We start from the raw sequence: 18,660 nt of genomic DNA, 5'->3' as shown, positions 1-18,660 counted from the left end.
CCCCCCGCGCGCCGCCCCCCCACCGATGGTTTTCAAACCCCGGGGGGGGGCCGGGGGCCCCCGGCGATGGGCCGCACGGCGGCCCCCGATTGCTTGATCTGACAGGCATCAGGCGATCAAGCTCACACAATACCGAACCTGCTAGAAACCCACTGTCGCCGACAGCAGGTAGGTACGTGGCGTGGACAGCGTCAGCCCCGGCTCGCTGTCATCCGAGGCCCCGGCCGAACTCCAGTAGCGGTCGTCCAGCACGTTCTCGACACTGGCGCGCAAGGTAACCTGGGTGGCATCCACCTTGAACGCATAACGCGCGCCCAGGTCGTAACGCTCCCAACCGTCGATCTTCTTGCTGTTGTTCTGGTCCAGGTACTGCGAGCTCGAGTGGATGCCTCGCGCCGTCAGGGTCAGGCCGTTCACCCCAGGCACGTCCCATTCGGCGCCGAGGTTGACGTTGTACTCGGGCGTGGCCGGCGCGCGGTTGCCATCGTAGGCGCCACCGATGGTGTCGGTCAGTTCACTGTCGATGTACATCACCCCACCCAGCACACGCACGCCTTGCACGGGTTCACCGAACACGCTCAGTTCGATACCGCGGTTGTCGCGCTTGCCATTGGGGCCGAACACCCGCGACGTGGGGTTGGTTTCGTAGGCGGGCTGTCGGATGCGGAAGGCACTGGCGGTAAAGGCGACCTGGCCCAGGTCGTACTTGGCCCCCACCTCGACCTGGCGGCTGGTGAACGGTGGGAAGATCTGGTCTTCGTTGACCGATGTCGACGGCGCGATCTTGCCCTGGCTCAGGCCCTCCATGTAGTTGGCATACAACGACAGCTGGTCGGTAACCTTGAGCAGCACGCCGCCCGAGGGCGACACCTTCTCTTCATCGTAGGCGGTATCCCCCTTGATGCCGTCGCTCCAGTCATCCACTTGCACCCGCTGCCAGCGCGCACCCAAGGTCAGCAGCAGGCGGTCGTCGAAGAAGCCCAGGGTGTCGGCCAGAGCCACGCCGGAGAAGCGGTTCTCCGTGTACACCTCGGGGTCGATGCGGGTTGGTGTGCCCGGTGTCGGCGTGGCCACCGGGTGGTAGAGGTTGCTGGGCGCCGAGGCATAGCGGGCGCCGCCGTTGGTGAAGTCCATGTAGAAGTAGGTGGCGGCCAGGTTCAGTTCGTGACTGACCGGCCCGGTATGGAACCAGTTGCGCACGCCGGCCATGGCGGTACGCACGGTTTCATCCCGGGTGAAGTCGCGCGGCTGCACGGTGAAGTCGCCGGCATCGTTGCTGATGGACACGTTGTGGCGCAGGAAGTCATGGTTGCTCTTGCGCGCGCCGACCGCGCCATAGGCCAGCAGCGACTCGCTGATATCGTACTCGGCATGCAGCGCACCGAAGGTGTCGTTGGTGCGCGCCTTGCTCCAGGCCTGGGCGTAGTTGTGGCGTACGTCGTTGGCATCCGGCACCTTGGCATTGGCACCGACCAGCACCCGCTCCTGCGGTGCATCGGTGTCGCGCTCGGTATGGCCGAGGTCTGCCGAAAGCCGCAGGCGCTCGCCACGAAAGTCCAGGCCCAGCACCGCCATTTCGCGCTCGACACGCTGGTGGTCCCATTCGGTGTCGCCCGCCTGTTTCACGCCATTGAAACGCACGCCGAACTGCTGGCCTTCGCCAAAGCGCCGGCCAATGTCCACCGCACCGCCTGCCTGGCCCGCCGAGGCATGGCTGCCGGTAAACTCGGTGACCGGCTGGTCGCCGGCCCGCTTGGGCTGCACATTGATGCCGCCGCCGACACTGCCTCGCGGTGAAATACCGTTGATCAGCTGGCTGGGGCCTTTGATGATGTCGACCCGGTCGGCCATTTCCATGTCGATCGAGTAGGTCGGCAAGATGCCGTACAGGCCGTTGTAGGCCACATCGCTGTTGAACAGGCTGAAGCCGCGAATGGTGAACTGCTCGAAGCGCCCACCCGCCGGGTTGGTGGCGCGCACCGATGGGTCGCTGGCGATCAGCTCGCCCAAGGTTCGCGCCTGCTGATTTTTCACCAGTTCGCTGGTGTAGCTGGTGATGCTGAACGGGGTTTCCATGAAGTCGCGCGTACCCAGCAGGCCCTGTGAACCCTGACGGGCCACCTGGCCACCGGCATAGGGTTGCGTTTCGTTGCCTGCGGCCAGGCCACCGACGATGCTGGTCGGGGCGATTTCCAGCGCACTACCCGCCTGGGTGGCCGGCATCAACGTGAAAGCGCCCTCGCCCACCGGCAGCAACTGCAGGCCGCTGCCGCGCAGCAACTGGGTGAAGCCTTCGTCGACACTGTAGCTGCCGGACAGGCCCTTGCTCTGCCGGCCGTTGACCAGCAGCGGGTCCAGCGACAGGCTGACCCCGGCCTGGTCGGCAAACTGGGTAAGTGCCGCCCCCAGGCTTGCGGCCGGCACCTGATAGCTGCGCCGGGCGGGTTCATCGGCCCAGGCTGGTGCACACAACAACAGGCTCATGGCGAACAGCGGATGTGCCGCACGCGCCAGTGGGCGCAGGCGGCAGGTCATGACAACAGGCATTGAACAAGGCTCCCCTTTATTTGCTCCTACCGGTAATGACCGGTGAGTGAAAAAAAGGGGACAGCCTCATGCGCGATTTTCTCGCGGGGCCAGGCTCACCCAATACCGCGTGCGCGTGTGCACCTGCAACGGCAGGCTGGCGGCAAGCAAGGCCAGCACCCGGTCGGTGTCGTCGAGGCGGAACGTGCCAGTCACGCGCAGGGCCTCCAGTTCGGGCGCCCAGCGCAGCACGCCGGGGCGGTACCTGCGCAGTTCTTGCAGCAGCTCGCCCAAGGGGCGGTCCTCAAGCCGCAGTACCCCTTCGCGCCAGCCCAGCAGCCATGCGTCCAGGCCAGTGACAGGGCCGACCCCGGCCACTTGCAGGCTGGCCTGCTGCCCGGCCTGCAGCAGCAGTGCCGGGCCGAGCCGCGGCTGCAGGTTGGCCGTGCCCTTGAGCACCGATACCCGGCAAGCCTGATCGACCAGGCGCAGGCACACCTCGCCGGCATCCAGCGCGACCTGGCCGTAGGGCACCCGCAGCGTCAGGCTCGGATTGCCGGGCAACCTGACTGCCACTTCGCCACGCAACAATGTCAGGTGACGGGCGCCCAGGTCGATATCCGCCGCACTGTCGGTGTTCAACTGCACGAATGTGCCATCGTTCAGCAGCACCTGCCGGCGCTCCCCGACTGCGGTGCGCATGTCGGCGGCCCAGGCGTCCAGCGGCAGTTCGCGGCTTGCCAGCCAGGCCGCCGGCAACAATGCCGCCACACCCAAGGCCTGCTTGAGCAGCGCCCGGCGGCCGGTATCCGGGCGGTCCAGGGTGGCCATGGCCACTGCGCCGGGTAGCGCTGAAAAGCGCTGGCGCAGCAGCAGTGCCTTTTGCCAGGCGTGTTCGTGCAAGGTGTTGCTGGTGCGCCATTGCTCCAGGCGCTGCAGGTCACCCTCGCTGGCACCGCCAGAGTCCACCAGCGCCAGCCAGCGCGCGGCGGCCCGCAATGCCTCGCGGGTTTCAGGGGAATGGGTGGTCATTACAGTTCGGCCAGCAGGCAATGCTCGTAGGCCTGCGCCATGTAGCGTTTGACCGAGCGCTCGCCAACACCCAGACGCTTGCCGATCTCGGCATAGCCCAGGCCCTCCAGCTGGCTCCAGAGAAAGGCCTTGCGTACCGGCGCCCTGAGGCCGTCGAGCAACTCGTCGAGGGCTTGCAGGGTTTCCAGCAGCAGCCAACGCTGCTCTGGCGAGGGCACATGCTGCTCGGGCAAGTGCGCCAGTGCATCGAGGTAGGCTTGTTCCAGGCTGCGGCGCTGGTGGAAGTTGCTCAACAGGCGCTTGCCCACGGTCAGCAGGTAGGCACGCGGTTCACGAATGTCTGCCAGCGGCTGGGCGCTGGCCAGGATACGCAGGAAGGTATCCTGGCTGAGGTCGGCGGCATCCCAGGCGTTGCCCATGCGCCGCCGCAGCCAGGTTTCCAGCCAGCCGCGATGTTCCCGGTACAGGGCAGGCAGGCTATGCTCCGGTGGCGGCGCGGCGTCGATCATGGGGGAAGGCCCTGCGGTGGCGTAAATAAGATTAATTCTAATTTACACCGAGCCGCAGAACCAAGCGGTTTGTTATCTGTCAGGCAATCGCCGCATCCACCAGTACCTGCGCTTCCTGCACCAGGCGCTGCAGGTGCGCCTCATCGATGAAGCTTTCGGCGTAGATCTTGTAGATGTCCTCGGTGCCCGAGGGGCGCGCGGCGAACCAGCCATTGGCGGTCATCACCTTCAGCCCGCCGATCGCCTGACCGTTACCCGGCGCATGGCTGAGGATCTGCACGATCGGCTCACCCGCCAGTTCGGTCGACTTCACCTGCTCCGGCGCCAGCTTGCTCAGCAAAGCCTTCTGCCGGGCATCGGCCTTGGCTTCGACACGGGTGGCGAAAGGCTTGCCCAGCGCCTCGGTCAGGTCGGCGTAGGCCTGGCTGGGGTTGCGCCCGGTGCGGGCGGTCATCTCGGCAGCCAGCAAGGCCGGGATCAGCCCGTCCTTGTCAGTGGCCCAGACCGAGCCATCGCGGCGCAGGAACGAAGCCCCCGCGCTTTCCTCGCCACCAAAGCCCAGCGTGCCGTCGAACAGGCCCTGGGCGAAGAACTTGAATCCCACCGGCACTTCGTAAAGCTCACGGCCCAGGCGCTTGGTGACGCGGTCGATCAGGCCGCTGGACACCACGGTCTTGCCGACGGCGGCATCGCTGCGCCATTGCGGGCGGTGGCGATACAGGTAGTCGATGGCCACGGCCAGGTAGTTGTTCGGCTGCAGCAGGCCATCCGGGGTGACGATGCCATGGCGGTCGTGGTCCGGGTCGCAGGCGAAGGCCACGTCGAAGCGTTCGCGCAGGCCGATCAGGCCCTGCATGGCGTATGGCGATGACGGGTCCATGCGGATCTGGCCGTCCCAGTCGACGGTCATGAAGCGGAAGGTCGGGTCGACCTCGGTATTCACCACTTCCAGGTCCAGCTGGTAATGCTCGGCGATCGCCGACCAGTAGCGCACCCCTGCCCCGCCCAACGGGTCGACGCCCAGGCGCAGCTTGGCGCCGCGGATGACGTCGAAGTCGATGACGTTTTCCAGGTCGGCCACGTAGTTGCTCACGTAGTCGTGGCGCTGGGTGGTGGATGCCTGCAGCGCCTGGGCATGGTCCATGCGCTTGACGCCCGCCAGGCCAGCGGCCAGCAGTTCGTTGGCCTTGGCCTCGATCCACTTGGTGACGTCGCTGTCGGCCGGGCCGCCGTTGGGTGGGTTGTACTTGAAGCCACCGCTTTGCGGCGGGTTGTGCGACGGAGTGATGACGATGCCGTCGGCCAGGCCCTGCTCGCGGCCACGGTTGTGGCAGAGGATGGCATGGGAAACAGCAGGCGTTGGCGTGTATTCGTCGTCCTTGGACAGCATTACCTGCACGCCGTTGGCCGCCAGCACTTCCAGGGCGCTGGCGGTAGCCGGTGCCGACAGTGCGTGGGTGTCGGCGCCGATGAACAGCGGGCCATCGATGCCCTTCTCCTGGCGATACAGGCAGATGGCCTGGGTAATGGCCAGGACGTGGTACTCGTTGAAGCTCAATTCAAGCGAAGTGCCACGGTGCCCCGAGGTGCCGAAGGCCACCCGCTGGGCCGCCACGGCAGCATCGGGGCGGCCGGTGTAGTAGGCGGTGAGCAGTCGGGGAATATCGACCAGCACGCTGGCCGGAGCCGGCTTGCCTGCCAAAGGACTGAGCGTCATGCAGAAACCTCGAGTTCAACGGATGTTGGTGTTGGAGCGTGCAGTTTACTGAGAGTTGCTTTGCTGTGCGATGGGCGGCAGCAAAGAATCGGTGAGCGCACAGCACATACCCTGTGGGAGCGGCTTTAGCCGCGAACACCGGCGCAGCCGGTGCCATGCACCGCGCTGGATTCTTCGCGGCTGAAGCCGCTCCCACAGGGTACTTGCCAGCCACCGCGGTGCCTGCTTCGCGGGCTCGCCCGCTCCCACAATGGACCCGCGCATGTCCCTCATCTCTGTAATGACCGGCTAGAGTGGTACCCATACACTCGAAAACGAGACCCCATGGCTTTCCACCGCCTGACCCACACCCACCCGCGCCTGAGCATCGCCATTTTAGTCGGCCTGCTCGGCGGCTGGCTGATCCCTGCCAGCGACAGCGTGCAGCACATCCTCGCCGGCTGGAACCTTGGCGTGTGGCTATACCTGCTGCTTGTGCTCTACCTGAGCTGGAGCGCCAGCCCGGAAAAGGTGCGCAAGGTCGCCCGCGTCGAAGACGAAAACGCCGGCCTGGTCCTGCTCACAGTGTGCATCGCCGCCATTGCCAGCCTCGCCGCCGTCACCCTGCAACTGGTGTCCAGCCGTGGCCTGCAAGGCACGGCGCTGGCGCTGCATTACCTCTATACCGGCCTGACCGTGGCCGGCTCCTGGCTGTTGATCGGCTGCATTTTCAGCCTGCACTACGCGCGGCTGTTCTATACCGGACAAAACCACGAACCGCCGCTGCGCTTCGCCGATGGCGAACGCAACCCCGATTACTGGGACTTCCACTACTTCTCGTTCACCATCAGCGTGGCTGTGCAAACCTCCGACGTGGGGGTCGCCGGCCGTGGCCTGCGCCGGGTGGTGCTGGCGCATTCGCTGGTAGGGTTCGTATTCAATACGGCGATCCTGGGGTTTACCATCAACATCGCTGCCGGCTTGCTCGGCTGATCGCACCGCTCGTCCGAAAACATCGTGCGGTAATGTCGATCAAAGTGGCAGAAACTGGCGGCTTAACTGCCATCAGCGGGCCAGAAAAACGTTTGCCTCGCGGGCCTGCGGCAAATGCCGTCCATGACAAGGATGTGACCTCTGTCATGTGTTAGCAAATTTGTCGTATTTACCGCCGAGAATACTCCATGACAGGTGCTATGGTTACCTTCCCGGCGGCCGCATCGATGTGGCCACCCGCTCACCACGTCCAGGTACGGACAAGGAGGCTGGCATGAACAAGATGACGTTCCCCAACGCCTGCCAGGTGATGCGCTGGCATTTCCACCCGCTGGGCTTCGAAGCCAGCATGGATGCGCCGCGCAGCATGGTCGCGCGGCTTTTCGACCGCGCCACCGGCGAAACCCTGCTGGCGATTGCCGGCATCCCCTGCTCGGCGATAATGGCCGCTGCCGATGTAGAGCGCATCATCGAGGCCGTCGAGGCGGAGATGGATACCTTCATGCCCGCCTTCGCCTTGCGCGACGCGGTCTAGCCCACTGCGGTACTTTCCTGGCGCATGGCCTGCAACTTGCCCATGAACTGCTCGGCCGGCACCGGCTGGCCCAGCAGGTAGCCTTGCAGCGAATCACAGCCCAGGCGGGTCAGGAAGTCCTGCTGCCTGTCAGTCTCCACCCCTTCAGCAACGATACGCAGGCCCAGCGCCTGGCCCAGCGCCACGATTGCCGAAACGATCGCCGCATCGTCGCTGTCCTGCTCCAGGTCGCGCACGAAACCGCGGTCGATCTTCAGCTCGTTGGCCGGCAGGCGTTTGAGGTACATCAGGCTGGAATAACCGGTGCCAAAGTCATCGATGGACAGGTCCACGCCCATGTCGGACAACCGCTGCAGCACCGTCAGGCTGGCATCGGCGTCGTGCATGGCGGTGGTTTCGGTAATTTCCAGAGTCAGGCAGTTGGCCGGCAGGCTGTTCTGCTGCAGGGCCCGGGCCACGCTCTCGACCAGCCCGGCATGGCAGAACTGGATGGCAGACAGGTTCACCGCCATGCGCCAGCCGTGGTGGCCCTGGTCCAGCCACTGGCGCATCTGCCGGCAGGCCTCGATGAGCACCCATTCGCCAATCGGAATGATCAGGCCGGTCTTTTCCGCCAGGCCGATGAAACGGTCGGGCAGCAACAGGCCCTGCTGCGGATGCTCCCAGCGCAGCAAGGCCTCGGCACCGATCGGCTGGCAATTCTGGGCGTCGAACTTGGGCTGGTAGTGCAGGCGGAACTGACGCTGCTCCAGGGCCTGGCGCAGGTCCTGCAATAGCTGCAATTGCTGGCGGGCGTTGCTGTTCATCGACGCGTCGAAGAAGCTGTAGCCATTCTTGCCGGCGCTCTTGGCGTGGTACATGGCGGCGTCGGCATTGCGCAGCAGCTCGTGCTGGTCCTGGCCATTGCCCGGGTACAGGACAATGCCCAGGCTCGCCGTCAACTGCAGGTCATGCTCGGCCACGCTGAACGGCCGTGACACCAGGTTGACCTGCTTGACCGCCACATCCATGGCATCGTTCGGCTCGCGCAGCTGCACCAGCAGCACGAATTCGTCGCCGCCGATGCGCGCCAGCGTGTCCTGGCTGTGCAGGTGCCCGCGCAGGCGTGTCGCCACAGCTTTGAGCAGCAAGTCGCCGACGTGGTGACCGAAGGCATCGTTGACTGGCTTGAAGCCGTCCAGGTCGATGAACATCAGGGCAAAGCAGCCGCCCTGCTCCGCTACCTTGGCGATGGCCTGCTCGATGCGGTCAGCCAGCAAAGTACGGTTGGGCAGGTCGGTGAGGGTGTCGTGCAGGGCCAGCTGGGTCAGTTCCTGGTTGGCCAGGGTCAGCGACCGGGCCAACTCGGCGGTGCGCGCCTCCAGGCGGGCGTCCAGCACCGAGGTGAGCAAGGCCACCGCCAGTACCGCCAAAGTGGTGATCAGCACCAGGTAGACCAGGCCGTCGCCTTGCAGGCCTCCTTCCACCAGCGCACCGCAGAAGCTGCCATCGGGGAAATTCGCCGCGGCCATGCCGGTGTAGTGCATGCCGACGATGGCGAAGCCCATCACCACCGCCGCCAGGCCGCGAATCTGCCGCACATAAGGGGTGTGCGCGCGCAGCCTGAAGGCGATCCACAACGCCGCTGCCGAGGCGCCCACGGCAATCAGCAGCGAGGCCCCGAACAGCGTCGGGTCATAGTCGATGCCCGGCAACATGCGCAGCGCGGCCATGCCGGTGTAGTGCATGAAGGCGATGCCGGCGCCCATGATCAGCGCGCCAAACGCCAGCTGCTGCCACGGCAGGCTCGGCTGGCTGACCAGCCACAAGGCAAAGCCCGAGGACAACACGGCAATCAGCAACGAAAACGCGGTCAGGGCAAGGTCGTACCCAAGGTCGATGGGCAGGCTGAAGGCGAGCATGCCGATGAAGTGCATCGACCACACACCGATGCCCATGGCCAGCGCGCCACCACCCATCCACAGGCAGGCAGCCCGGCCTTTGGCCGTGGCGATGCGGCCGGTCAGGTCAAGGGCGGTATAGGACGCCAGGATCGCCACGCACAGCGAAATCAACACCAGCGAAGAGGAGTAGCTACCGGTCAGCATTGAGAGTTCCAGCGACGGGACGGGAGGCCCGGAAAAAGCTGACGATTGTACTCAAGCTTAGGGGAAACGCACGGGGTTTTTGCGAATGGGAATGGGTCCAAAGGGAAGACGCTATACGGCCTCGCAGGAATGCACTCTCTTTTGTGGGAGCGGCCTTGTGTCGCGAAAGGGCTGCGAAGCAGCCCCAGCAATATCAGCCATTGTGCCGAGAACCTGGGGCCGCTTTGCGGCCCTTTCGCGACACAAGGCCGCTCCCACAAAGCACTGCCAATATTTCAGTCCTGCTCGGCAAACGCCTGTTCCGCATCCCAACCACCACCCAGCGCGGCAACCAGCTGCACGCTTGCCACCAGGCGCCCCTGCAGCAGGTTCAACACACTGCGCTCGTTGCTCAGCGCCGTGGTCTGCACGTTGACCACATCCAGGTAGCCGATCAGCCCGGCGCGGTACTGGTTCTCGGTCAGGCGCAGCGACTCGCGAGCGGCATCCAGCGCCTCCTGGCGCACCACCGCCTCATCGCCATAAACCTTCAACTGCACCAGCAGGTTTTCCACTTCCTTGAAGCCGTCGAGCACGGTCTGGCGGTACTGCGCCACGGTCTGGTCATACACCGCCACCGTGCGGTCCACCTCGGCACTGCGCTTGCCCGCGTCAAACAATGTGAGGGCCAGCTGCGGGCCCACCGACCAGTAGCGGTTGGGCAGTTCGATCCAGTTGCTGAAACTGCTGCTGGAGTAACCGCCACTCATGCTCAAGCTCAGGTCCGGGAAGTACGCCGCCCGCGACACGCCGATGTTGGCGTTGGCAGCCATCACGTTGCGCTCGGCCGCAGCGATGTCCGGGCGTCGCTCCAGCAGCTGCGAAGGCAGGGCCACCGGAATTTGCGGCAGCGCCGGAATGGCCTTGCTGTCGGCCAGGGCGAAGTCCGCCGGGGCCTTGCCCAGCAACACGGCAATGGCATTCTCGAACTGGGCGCGCTGCCAGACCAGGTCGATCAGATCGGCCTGGGTGCTCTTGAGCTGGGTGCGCGCCTGGGCCACCGCATCCGGGCCGGCGACGCCGGCGCGGTACTGGTTCTCGTTCATCCGCAGCGAGCGCTCATAGGCTGCCACGGTGGCTTCCAACAGGCGCTTCTGCTCGTCGATCACCCGAAGCTGCAGGTAGTTCTGCACCAGTTCCGACTGCTGGCTGAGGCGGATCGAGGCCAGGTCGGCCAGGCTGGCTTCGGCACTGGCTTCGTTGGCGTTGAGGGTTTCGCGCAGCTTGCCCCACAGGTCGATTTCCCAGCTGACGCCGAGCTGGGCGTTGTAGGTGTTGCGAATGCCGCTGCTGTTGTTGGACAGGCTCGAGCTGGAGCTGCCGGTACCCTGGGCCGAGCGGTTCTTGCTGACACTCAGGTCCAGGCTGGGGAACAGTGCCGCCCGGCTGCTGCGCACCAGCGCCTGGGCCTGGCGGTACTGGGCCTCCGATTGCGCTACGGTCTGGTTGCTGCGGTTGAGCTCTTCGACCAGCGCATTGAGCCCGGCATCGCCGTAGATTTCCCACCAGGCGCCGCGGGCGATGGCATCGGACGGCGTGGCCTGGGTCCAGCCTTCGGCGTGCTTGAACTGCGCCGTGCTGCTCAGCTCCGGGCGGTGGTAGTCCGGGCTCAGGGTGCAGGCGCTGAGCAGGGCGACGCACAACCCGGCACCGAGCAGGCGCGAGCCACGCCCACGGGTCAGCGTCTGCAGGGCGCGGTGAAGTGGGGTCTGGGCAAAAGTCATAGCGGGGTTTCCAGGGCGGCGTCGGTGCGCACGCCACGCCAACGGTTGAAACGGTGACGCAGGCGGTCCAGGTACAGGTAGACCACCGGTGTCGTGTAAAGGGTGAGGATCTGGCTGAATACCAGGCCGCCAATGATGGTCAGGCCCAGTGGCTGGCGCATTTCCGCGCCTTCGGCGCGGCTCAGCAGCAGCGGCAACGCACCGAGGATGGCCGCCAGGGTCGTCATCAGGATCGGCCGCAGGCGCAGCAGGCAGGCCCGACGGATCGACTCTTCCGGTGTCAGGCCCTGGTGGCGCTCCAGCTGCAAGGCCAGGTCGATCATCAGGATGGCGTTCTTCTTCACCACGCCGATCAGCAAGAACAGCCCCAGCAGCGAGATCAGGCTGAACTCGCCGCCGGTGACGTACAACGCCAGCAAGGCACCGACGCCGGCCGAGGGCAGTGTCGAGAGGATGGTCAGCGGGTGAATGTAGCTTTCGTAGAGAATGCCCAGCACCAGATAGACAAGCACCAGCGCGCCAAGGATCATCAGCGGCTGGCCTTCCTGGGTCTTGGCGAAGGCATCGGCGGTACCACCGAGCTTGGCGATCACTTCCTCGGGCAAGCCCAGCTTGGCCACCGCACGCTCAAGCGCCGCCATGGCCTGGTCGGGGCTGTAGCCTTCGGCGACGTCGAAGGCGATGCTTTCGGCGGCGAACTGGCCTTCGTGGCTGACTCGGTCGTTGGCCAGGCTGTTCTCGTAGTGGGCAATGGTCGACAACGGTACACGGGCACCGTCGGCGGTAATCACCTGTACCTGCTCGAGAGTGCTCGGGTCCCAGGCGTACTTCGGGTTGATCTCCAGCACTACCTGGTACTGGTTGAGGCTGTCGTAGATGGTGGAGATCTGCCGCTGGCTGTAGGCGTTGTTCAGCACCGTGGTGACCATGTCCATGTCGATGCCCAGGCGCTTGGCCTGGTCGCGGTCGACTACCAGGGTCACCTGCTGGGTACCGGCACCGTCGCGGGCGTCGATGGCAGTCAGCTGCGGCAGTGTGCGCAGCGCCGCCACCACTTTCGGGAACCACTCGCGCAACGCCGTCAGGTCACCGCTCTGCAGGGAGTACAGGTACTGCGAAGAGGTCTGGTCACGGCCCCCTCCGCCCAGTTGCAGGTCCTGGTCGGCCATCAGGAACAGGCGCCCACCGGGTACCTTGGGCATTTCCTTGCGCAGGCGTTCTATCACCTTCTGTGCATCGATCTTGCGCTCGCTGATCGGCTTCAGGCGCACCAGCACAAAGGCGTTGTTGGTGCCGCTGTTGCCGCCGATGAAGCCGGCAACGCTCTGCACCGCCGGGTCGGCCAGCAAGGCGCGGCGGTAGATTTCCATTTTCGGCTGCATCACGCTGAACGACAGGCCGTCGTCGCCACGGATGAAGCCCATCAGCTGGCCGGTGTCCTGCTGCGGCATCAGCGTCTTGGGCACCACCACATAAAGGGCGATGTTGATGCCGATGGTGGCCAGCAGGCTGATCAGCGTCAGGCGCTTGTGGCGCAAGGCCCAGCCCAGGCTGCGGTCATAGGCATCGACCATGCGCTGGTGCAGCTGGTCGCTCCAGCGCTGCAGGCGGGTCTGCTCGGCCTGCTGCGGCTTGAGCCAGCGGGCACACAGCATCGGCGTTAGGGTCAGCGACACCACCAGCGACACGATGATCGCCGCCGCCAGGGTGATGGAGAACTCCTGGAACAGGTTGCGCACGATGCCGCCCATGAACAGGATGGAGACGAACACCGCCACCAGCGACACGTTCATTGACAGCAAGGTGAAACCCACTTCCTTGGCGCCCAGGAAGGCCGCTTTCATCGGCGGCTGGCCATCCTCGATGTGCCGCGAGATGTTCTCCAGCACCACGATGGCATCGTCCACCACCAGGCCGGTGGCAAGAATAAGCGCCATCAGCGACAGGTTGTTGAGCGAGAACCCGCACAGGTACATGACCGCGAAGGTGCCCACCAGTGACACCGGCACCGCCAGGCTGGGGATCAGCGACGCCCGCAGGCTGCCGAGGAACAGGTAGACCACCAGGATCACCAGCACCACGGCGATCAGCAGGGTATGCTCGGCCTCCTTGAGGGTGGCCTTGATCACTGGCGAGCGGTCCATGGCCACGTTCAGTTGCACGCTGGCCGGCAACAGCGACTGCAGGGCCGGCAGCTGCGCCTTGATCTGGTCGACCGTTTCGATGATGTTGGCGCCGGTCTGGCGGTTGACCACCAGCAGCACCGCGCTCTGGTCATTGAAGAAGCCGCTGTTGTAGCGGTTCTCGACGCCGTCGGTGATGGTCGCCACGTCGGACAGGCGCAGGATCGTGCCGTTCTGCTGGCGGATAACCACGGGCTCGTAGTCCTTGGCGCTTTCCAGCTGGTCATTGGCACGCACCTGCCAGTTGCGCTCGGCGTCTTCGACAAAGCCCATCGGCCGGCGCTGGTTGGCGTTGGACACCGCAGTGCGCACTTCATCCAGCGCCAGGCCGTACTGGTTGAGCAACTGCGGCTCGACGGCAATGCGCACCGCCGGCAGCGAACTGCCGCCGATCTGCACCTCCCCTACCCCCGGCACCTGGGCCAGGCTCTGCGACAGGATGGTATCTGCCAGGTCGTACAGCTGGCCTTTCTGCAGCACGTCCGAGGTCAGTGACAGCACCATGATCGGTGCCTGTGACGGGTTGATCTTCTTGTAGGTTGGCATGCTGCGCATACCGCTGGGCAGAAGGTTGCGGGTGGCGTTGATCGCCGCCTGCACCTCGCGCGCCGCACCGTCGATGTCGCGGCCCATCTCGAAGCCGATGATCACCCGTGTGGAGCCCTGGTTGGAGCTGCTGGTCAGGGTGGTCACGCCGGCGATGCTGCCCAGCTTGCGCTCCAGCGGCGTGGCCACGGTGGAGGCCATGACTTCCGGGCTGGCGCCGGACAGGTTGGCCGACACCACGATCACCGGGAAGTCCATCTGTGGCAGCGGCGCCACCGGCAGCAGGCCGAAGCTGACCCCACCCAGCAGCATGATCGCCAGGCTCAACAGCATGGTCGCCACCGGGCGACGGATGAAAGGACCGGACAGGTTCATGCCTCGGCCTGCTTCACGTCAGTGGCCGGGCGCCAGCGGCGGGCCAGGCGGTCAAAATACAGGTAGATGACCGGGGTGGTGAACAACGTCAGCACCTGGCTGACCAGCAACCCGCCCACCATCACCAGGCCCAGCGGCTGGCGCAGCTCGGCGCCTGAACCGGTGGCGAGCATCAGCGGCACGGCGCCGAACAGCGCGGCCAGGGTGGTCATCAGGATCGGCCGGAAGCGCAGCAGCGCCGCCTGGTAGATGGCATCACGCGGGCTCATGCCCTGCTGGCGCTCGGCCTCGAGAGCGAAGTCGATCATCATGATCGCGTTCTTCTTGACGATGCCGATCAGCAGGATGATGCCGATGATGGCGATCATGCCCAGGTCGTTGCCGCTGATGAGCAAGGCCAGCAAGGCGCCGACCGCTGCCGACGGCAGGGTCGAAAGAATGGTCACCGGGTGGATGTAGCTCTCGTACAGCACGCCCAGCACAATGTACATGGTCACCACCGCCGCCAGGATCAACAGCAAGGTGCTCGACAGCGATGCCTGGAAGGCCTCCGCCGCGCCCTGGAAGCGGGTCTGCACGCCCAGCGGCATGCCGATGTCCTTCTGCACCTGCTCGATCACCTGCACCGCCTCGCCCAGCGAAGCGCCGTGGGCCAGGTTGAACGACAGGGTCACCGCCGGGAACTGGCCGATGTGGGAAATGGCCAGCTGGGCCTGGCGCTGCTCGATGCGCGCCAGCGCCGACAGGCGCACCTGGCCGCCATCGGTGGCCTTGACGTGGATCGACTCCAGCGCCTGCGGGCCGATCACCGCCGCATCCTGCGATTGCAGCACCACGCGGTATTGGCTGGCCTGGGTGTAGATGGTCGAAATCTGGCGCTGGCCGAAGGCGTCGTACAGGGCGTTGGTGATCTGCGACACGCTGATGCCCAGGCGGCTGGCCATGTCGCGGTCGATCACCAGGTACACCTGCAGGCCCTTGTCCTGCAGGTCGCTGGCCACGTCGGCCAGTTCCGGGCGCTGCTGCAGCGCCTGCACCAGCTTGCCGCTCCATTGCGCCAGCAGGTCGGCGTCCGGCGACGACAGGCTGAACTGGTACTGGGTACGGCTGACCCGGTCTTCGATGCTCAGGTCCTGCACCGGCTGCATGAACAGGCGAATACCCACCAACCGGTCGACTTGCGGCTGCAGGCGGTTGATCACCTCGGTGGCCGTGACATCACGCTCGCCATGGGGCTTGAGGTTGATCAGCAGACGGCCGCTGTTGAGCGTGGCGTTGTCGCCATCGACACCGATGTAGGACGACAGGCTCTGCACTGCAGGGTCCTGCAGGATCACCTTGCTCAGGGCTTGCTGGCGTTCGCTCATGGCGGCGAACGAGGTGGACTGCGGCGCTTCGGAAATGCCCTGGATCACCCCGGTGTCCTGCACCGGGAAGAAGCCCTTGGGCACCACCATGTACAGGAATACGGTGAGCGCCAGGCTGGCCACGGCAACCAGCAGCGTCAGCGGCTGGCGCTTGAGTACCCACTGCAGGGCGCTGCCGTAGTGCCTGATCAGCCAGTCGATCCAGGCGCCACTGGCGCGGTAGAAACGGCCCTGCTCCTCTTCCTTGGGCTCGCGCTTGAGCAGGCGCGCGCACATCATCGGCGTGAGGGTCAGCGATACCACCAGGGAAATCAGGATGGCCACCGCCAGGGTGATGGCGAACTCGCGGAACAGGCGGCCGACCACATCGGCCATGAACAGCAGCGGGATCAGTACCGCGATCAGCGAGAAGGTCAGCGAGATCAGGGTGAAGCCAATTTGCCGGGCGCCCTTGAGCGCCGCCTGCATGGGCGTCTCGCCCTCCTCGATGTGCCGGGAGATGTTCTCCAGCATGACGATGGCGTCGTCGACCACGAAACCGGTGGCGATGGTCAGGGCCATCAGCGTCAGGTTGTTGACCGAGAAGCCGGCCAGGTACATCACGCCGAAGGTGCCAATCAGCGACAACGGCACGGCGATCGACGGAATGAGGGTGGCGCTGAAACGGCGCAGGAAGACGAACGTGACCATCACCACCAGGGCGATGGCGATCAGCAGTTCGTGCTGCACGTCCTTGACCGCGGCGCGGATGGTCTGAGTACGGTCAGTGAGTACCGAAACATCAAGGCCGGCCGGCAGGTTGTCGGTGATCGACGGCAGCAGGGCCTTGATGCGGTCGACCACTTCGATGACGTTGGCGCCCGGCTGGCGCTGGATGTTCAGCAGCACGGCGTGGTTTTCGTTGGCCCAGGCGGCCAGGCGCTCGTTTTCCGCGCCGTCGACGATTTCGGCCACGTCCTTCAGGCGCAGCGGTGCACCGTTGTTGTAGGCCAGGATCAGGTTGGCGTATTCCTCAGGGGAACGCAGCTGGTCGTTGGCATCGAGCATCGACACCCGGGTCGGGCCGTCGAAGTTGCCCTTGGGCTGGTTGACGTTGGAGGCGCCGATCAGCGTGCGTACGTCCTCCAGGTTCAGCCCGTTGGCGGCCAGGGCGTCGACGTTGACCTTGATCCGCACCGCCTGGCGCTGGCCGCCGGCGATGCTGACCATGCCCACACCGCTGATCTGCGCGAGCTTCTGGGCCACGCGGGTGTCGACCAGGTCGTTGAGCTTGGGCAGCGGCATGGTCTTGCTGGAGATGGCCAGGGTCAGCACCGGTGTGTCAGCCGGGTTGACCTTGTTGTACACCGGTGGCGCCGGCAGGTCGCTGGGCAACAGGTTGCTGGCGGCGTTGATCGCGGCCTGCACCTGCTGCTCGGCAACGTCCATGTTCATGTCGAGGTTGAAGCGCAAGGTCAGCACCGAGGCGCCGCCGGAGCTGGTCGAGGCCATCTGCTGCAGGCCCGGCATCTGGCCGAACTGGCGTTCAAGCGGTGCGGTAACGGCGCTGGTCATGACCTGTGGGCTGGCACCGGGGTACAGGGTCATGACCCGGATGGTCGGGTAATCCACCTGCGGCAAGGCGGAAACCGGCAGCAGCTTGTAGGCGATCAGGCCGGCCAGGACGATAGCCAGCATGCTCAGCGTGGTGGCAACCGGCCTCAGGATGAACAGACGCGAGAGGTTCATGCGCCCGCCTTGCCTGCTGCGCTACCAGGCTGTGCTTCAGCGGGTTGCACGCCACCAGTGCTTGCCGAACCCTTGGCTTCCTGACCTTGCAGGTGCTGACCCGGGGTGGTCGGCACCTGCGAGCTGTCTTCGACCACTTCCACCTTGGTGCCTTCGCGCAGGCGGTCGGTGCCCTCCAGCACCAGGCGGTCGCCGGCCTTCAGGCCCTCGAGGATGACGCTGTTCTCGCCGTCGCTGGCCCCTACCTTGAGCTTGCGCACATTCACCTTGCTCTCGTCGTTGACCACATAGGCGAAGGTGCCGTCGTTGCCGAACTGGATGGCCGCCGACGGGGCCATGGTCACCTGCTTGAGGGTATCGGCCAGCAGGCGCACGTTGACGAACTGGTTGGGGAACAGGGCCAGGTCCTTGTTCTCGAAGCGGCCCTTGAACTTGAGTGTGCCGGTAGTGGTGTCGATCTGGTTGTCGATGCTGCCCAGCACGCCGGTGGACTGCAGCTTGCTGTCACTGCGGTCCCAGGCTTCGACCGGCAGGCTGGCGCCGCTGCGGTAGCGTTCCAGCACGGTGCTCAACTCGGTTTCCGGCAGGGTGAAGGCAACGCTGATCGGCTCGGTCTGGGTGATCACCACCAGCGCGGTGGTGTCGTTGGCCGCCACCAGGTTGCCCAGGTCGAGCTGGCGCAGGCCCACGCGGCCGTTGATCGGCGCGCGGATCTGGGTGAAATCGAGGTTCAGGCGGGCGTCGTTGACCTGCGCCTGGTTGGTCTTCACCAGCCCCTGGAACTGCGCCACCTGCGCTTCGGCGGTGTCGAGGGTTTGCTTGGCGATGCTGTCTTCGGCGTACAGGCCTTTATAGCGGGCCAGGTCGACCTGGGCGTTCTTCAGCTGCGCCTGGTTCTGCGCCAGGGTGCCTTCGGCCTGTTGCAGGGCGATGCGATACGGGCGCGGGTCGATCTCGGCGAGCAGGTCGCCGGCCTTGACCTGCTGGCCTTCCTTGAAGTGGATCTTGACCAGCTCGCCAGCCACACGGCTGCGCACGTTGACCGTGTTGGTCGCAGTGACGGTGCCCAGGGCCTTGTAGTACAACGGGAAGTCGCCGACCCGTACCGGCTCGACGCGTACCGGCACCGGGTCGCTGGAGCCGCCGAAGCCTGGGCGCCCGCCCATCATGCCCGTGCCCTTGCCACCGCGCCCGCCACCGGCTTCTTTAGGCGCAGGCGCTGCTGCGGGCCACAGCCACCAGGCCAGTGCAGCCACCAGCAGCAGGATCAGCAGGCCTACGAGCCAGCGACGAGGGGAACGGGAATTGGACGCTTGCATG

General features: G+C 65.4%; 11 protein-coding genes. 2 read left to right on the top strand and 9 right to left on the bottom strand.

What is annotated here, in order from left to right:
- Positions 1-141: 141 nt before the first annotated feature.
- From IRZ77_RS22475 to pgm, 4 genes are all read right to left on the bottom strand, one after another.
- Positions 142-2,547 (bottom strand): TonB-dependent receptor, encoded by a 2,406-nt coding sequence (locus tag IRZ77_RS22475; RefSeq protein ID WP_153670831.1) that lies wholly within the window; start codon positions 2,545-2,547, stop codon positions 142-144.
- Between the two features lie 66 nt (positions 2,548-2,613).
- The gene (locus tag IRZ77_RS22470; RefSeq protein ID WP_196174457.1) at positions 2,614-3,558 is read right to left on the bottom strand and encodes a FecR domain-containing protein; all 945 of its coding nucleotides are present in this window, start codon (positions 3,556-3,558) and stop codon (positions 2,614-2,616) included.
- Complete coding sequence (locus IRZ77_RS22465; RefSeq protein ID WP_153670829.1) at positions 3,558-4,067, bottom strand: sigma-70 family RNA polymerase sigma factor; 510 nt, start codon at positions 4,065-4,067, stop codon at positions 3,558-3,560. The genes IRZ77_RS22470 and IRZ77_RS22465 overlap by 1 nt, the downstream gene beginning before the upstream one ends.
- Before the next feature lie 79 nt (positions 4,068-4,146).
- Positions 4,147-5,784, bottom strand: coding sequence for a phosphoglucomutase (alpha-D-glucose-1,6-bisphosphate-dependent) (gene pgm / locus IRZ77_RS22460; protein WP_108480126.1), 1,638 nt, complete (start codon positions 5,782-5,784; stop codon positions 4,147-4,149).
- Positions 5,785-6,108: 324 nt separating this feature from the next.
- Between pgm and IRZ77_RS22455 the strand changes: the two genes are divergently transcribed.
- The gene (locus IRZ77_RS22455) at positions 6,109-6,756 is read left to right on the top strand and encodes a DUF1345 domain-containing protein (RefSeq protein WP_196174456.1); all 648 of its coding nucleotides are present in this window, start codon (positions 6,109-6,111) and stop codon (positions 6,754-6,756) included.
- 274 nt (positions 6,757-7,030) lie between these two features.
- Positions 7,031-7,291, top strand: a complete 261-nt coding sequence (locus tag IRZ77_RS22450) for a DUF1652 domain-containing protein (protein ID WP_046615421.1) — start codon at positions 7,031-7,033, stop codon at positions 7,289-7,291.
- Here IRZ77_RS22450 and IRZ77_RS22445 read toward each other — a convergent pair.
- The 5 genes from IRZ77_RS22445 to IRZ77_RS22425 form a co-directional block, all read right to left on the bottom strand.
- Positions 7,288-9,378: a putative bifunctional diguanylate cyclase/phosphodiesterase gene (locus IRZ77_RS22445; RefSeq protein ID WP_196174455.1), complete on the bottom strand. Its 2,091-nt coding sequence runs from the start codon at positions 9,376-9,378 to the stop codon at positions 7,288-7,290. The genes IRZ77_RS22450 and IRZ77_RS22445 overlap by 4 nt on opposite strands.
- A gap of 275 nt (positions 9,379-9,653) precedes the next feature.
- Positions 9,654-11,141, bottom strand: a complete 1,488-nt coding sequence (locus IRZ77_RS22440) for an efflux transporter outer membrane subunit (RefSeq protein ID WP_108480128.1) — start codon at positions 11,139-11,141, stop codon at positions 9,654-9,656.
- Entirely contained in the window at positions 11,138-14,245 is a 3,108-nt protein-coding gene (locus IRZ77_RS22435) for an efflux RND transporter permease subunit (protein ID WP_085599048.1), read from the bottom strand. The genes IRZ77_RS22440 and IRZ77_RS22435 overlap by 4 nt, the downstream gene beginning before the upstream one ends.
- Positions 14,242-17,340: an MdtB/MuxB family multidrug efflux RND transporter permease subunit gene (locus IRZ77_RS22430; RefSeq protein WP_046615426.1), complete on the bottom strand. Its 3,099-nt coding sequence runs from the start codon at positions 17,338-17,340 to the stop codon at positions 14,242-14,244. The genes IRZ77_RS22435 and IRZ77_RS22430 overlap by 4 nt, the downstream gene beginning before the upstream one ends.
- Entirely contained in the window at positions 17,337-18,659 is a 1,323-nt protein-coding gene (locus tag IRZ77_RS22425; protein ID WP_046615427.1) for an MdtA/MuxA family multidrug efflux RND transporter periplasmic adaptor subunit, read from the bottom strand. Before IRZ77_RS22425 ends, IRZ77_RS22430 begins: the two co-directional genes overlap by 4 nt.
- Between the last annotated feature and the right edge of the window lies 1 nt (position 18,660).

It is taken from the genome of Pseudomonas pudica, assembly GCF_015680405.1.
Lineage (GTDB): Bacteria > Pseudomonadota > Gammaproteobacteria > Pseudomonadales > Pseudomonadaceae > Aquipseudomonas > Aquipseudomonas pudica.
This window is presented reverse-complemented; position numbering and strand designations above follow the sequence as displayed.